At 47.5% G+C, this 2,833-nt stretch carries 1 protein-coding gene and 4 pseudogenes; all 5 read right to left on the reverse strand.

Translation table 11 applies throughout. From position 1 onward, the window contains the following. Positions 1-71, reverse strand: a pseudogene (locus ACJHYW_RS25095) (nucleocapsid protein); the annotation flags it as partial. Beyond that, positions 44-163, reverse strand: a pseudogene (locus ACJHYW_RS25100) (tail fiber assembly protein); the annotation flags it as partial. The pseudogenes ACJHYW_RS25095 and ACJHYW_RS25100, both read right to left, overlap by 28 nt. A 19-nt stretch (positions 164-182) precedes the next feature. Beyond that, positions 183-475 (reverse strand): annotated as a pseudogene (locus ACJHYW_RS25105) (hypothetical protein). A gap of 12 nt (positions 476-487) precedes the next feature. Next, the gene (locus ACJHYW_RS25110; RefSeq protein WP_000654172.1) at positions 488-766 is read right to left on the reverse strand and encodes a hypothetical protein; all 279 of its coding nucleotides are present in this window, start codon (positions 764-766) and stop codon (positions 488-490) included. A 1,654-nt stretch (positions 767-2,420) separates the two neighbouring features. Further along, positions 2,421-2,787: pseudogene (locus tag ACJHYW_RS25115) on the reverse strand (prophage tail fiber N-terminal domain-containing protein); the annotation flags it as partial. Positions 2,788-2,833: the final 46 nt, after the last annotated feature.

A 2,833-nucleotide genomic window follows, 5' to 3' on the forward strand; every position in this document is an offset into this window, starting at 1 on the left:
AGCACGTTCTTGCTTAAGACGTGCTGCGGCATAATCCCAATGATTACTCCCTGACAGGGTTCGTAGGCCACTCAATATCAGGTGCAGTTGATGTATCAACACGGTTCAGCAGCATCCGATACTTTTTCCAGGCTTCCAGCAACGGGGTTTCTTCCTCCGTTGCATATACAGCTCACCTTTTTTCACCCACGATTAACCAACAGCCAGACCAGCAGACACGCCACCACCGGCACAGCAAAATCCATCAGGCTTGCCACATCCCATGCACGTGTATCAAAACCGCCCCACCACGGCATATTCATTCGCTTGCCATGCCCGACATTTCAATCCAGCGATATTCTGCCTGGGTATGTTCACGCGCAATGAAGAACGTACAACCGGCTATCGCTCCGTAAGCCCAGTTTCCGGTAAAAAGACCAACCAGTATCTGCGCAGCCACAGCACAAAGTGCATGAAGTAAGGGGCTTATATCCATTATTTCCTCCTTTCAGCTCCATTCCCGAAGCGGTGTTTCCAGCTCCACGACATAATCAGAGAATACAGAAACATCAAACAAGTCATCAAGAATGCGAATGTTGACAAAATAACCGTCATTCCGGACACAGACAGGTTCTCCCTCTTCTGTTACCCCTGTTTCTGTGTAGGTGAAACCAATTTCATCGACTAACAGTTTATTCTGGAGGTCTTCATCCTCCTCCCAGTCAAGAGATGACAGGAAGGATTTAAACTCTCTGTTACCAGGAAATTTCAAAGTTAAATCTTTCATACTGCCTCCTTGATTTGCCTGTCATTTAATTCTTTAAACCAGACTCTGAAATTTCTGATGTGTCCAAACAAATGACGCGTTCCTGCTGCGGTCTGCCCACCAAACCGGTACGATGTTGCTGTAATTCCAAATATTTTACCATTAAGGTTTGTTGTATAATTACCATTGCATATTGCATTTACTGATAAATCAGATTTAGCTCTCACACCCACAATGAACCTTTCTCCATCTGAGGCAATTTGTGGCTGAACCATTCCTACGTTGGCGCTTATCTTTCCTGTTGAAACAAACCCCAGCGATAAATAATTATCATCAATACGGTGCCCTCCAACATCAAATATCCTTGGCGCAACATTGGGCGGTGTACTCCAGCTCCTGCTTACTTCGCACAATACCGTAAAAGGCCTTGTTGACAGGTTATTCTGCGATGGGATAGTAACTACATCACTTGCGCGTGTTGTTGGCATTGTAGTTACAATAAATGACGATGCCGTATTGCCCAGTTCAATTTGCGGCGTCGTCATGGTTAATGTTGAGTCATCATAGAATGGCTCATTACTTATTTTGTTTGACATATAAAAAGCACAGTTAACGGTATCAATATCCGTATTAGCTGTATAAGTGGACTCATAGTAAGTCCACTCACCCTGTTGTTCAGCTTTGGCCGTTATAAGGGATGTATTACCGCTTACTGTTGCAATCCGGGTATCCAGATCAAGATAAGAGTCAGCAGAGAAGGTATCTGTTCCACCAATAATAACTGAAACTCTTAACCTGCATCGTGCTTTAGCGCCTTTAACCCGGCACGAAAAAGTGAAACATTCACCACTTGCCAGCGGGAATCTGTCTGCTGCAACCACACCATGCACAGTATAGCCACCTGTTGTTCCCACTATACTTTCCGTGGGTGTCACCGTGGCATAATTGAACCCCCGTTTATCAGTGCCAAATGTTTTATTCAGTGCGGAATGAACAGTCCATGAGTCTGGTTTATTTGAGTTCCTCAGATAATTTGTCCTCTGTCCTTCAATCAATAAGCCATCGCGCTCAAATCGCGGTTCATCAACTTCAGCAAGCTTGAGTTGGCCGGACTTATTAATATACGTTGCTGTTGAAGCACGTTTAAACTTAACAATCTTGTCGCCTGGCATTGTTATTTCATCGTCACCTATAACAATCTTTTTATATGATGGCGAAAAACCCGTAATCATATCCAGTGAATCGTTAAACGGTATCCACACATCAGGCAGCGGCGGCACTATATTCACATAGGGCTCTGCAGTCACTTCCGCTGCGGCTTCTGCGCGGTCTGCCGCCTTTTCAGCTCGTGTCGCTGCCGACAGAGCCTCATCCTTTTTCTGCCCGGCCGTTGTTGCGTCTGCTGCGGCCTCCCGCGCTTTTGTGGTGGCGATTCCGGCATTCTCAGCGGCTGACTCTGCATTACGGCGGGAAGCCTCTTCACTGCCTGCGGAGGCTTCCTCTGACGCACGGGCATTTGTCTCTGAACGTTCTGCCGCTGTTGCTGCATTTTGTGCGGCTGTTTTTGAAGAAGCTGCCGCTTTCGCGCTGTTACCTGCATTCGTCTCTGATGTTTTCGCCGCGTTCCTGGACGATGCCGCTGCTGTTTCTGATTTCTTTGCTGCCGCTGCGCTCTGAGAGGCGGCTTCAGCGTTGCGTGCCACCTCTTCCACCATCTTTTCAAAACGATACAGTGCCTCCGGACGAACATCATCTTCTGTTGCAGCGCCCAGAAAATCATTCAATGTCCCCGGCTTAGAATCCTCATACACGGTGATGGCCCCGGCATGTGAAGGCGGAAAACCTTCAACCAGCAGGATAACGCTGTACTGGCCATACTCGACATCCATGCTGTAACGTCCGGCTTCATCCGGATTTTCTGAGGCCACCGTGTTCACCACAACCGTGGTGCTGTTACGTTTTGCTTTGAGCTGAATGGTGCAGTTCTGTATTGGTTTTCCCGCACCATCTTTCAGCACACCTGAGATTTTTACTGCTGCCATATCCACTCCACAAAAAAGCCCGCCTGAACCGGCGGGCTGTCATAAC

This window comes from Escherichia sp. WS3063, from assembly GCF_046486595.1.
GTDB classification, from domain to species: domain Bacteria; phylum Pseudomonadota; class Gammaproteobacteria; order Enterobacterales; family Enterobacteriaceae; genus Escherichia; species Escherichia coli.

Excerpts from the sequence above, each read along its gene's own strand:
- ACJHYW_RS25110 (WP_000654172.1), bottom strand. The coding sequence starts at position 766 with ATGAAAGATTTAACTTTGAAATTTCCTGGTAACAGAGAGTTTAAATCC.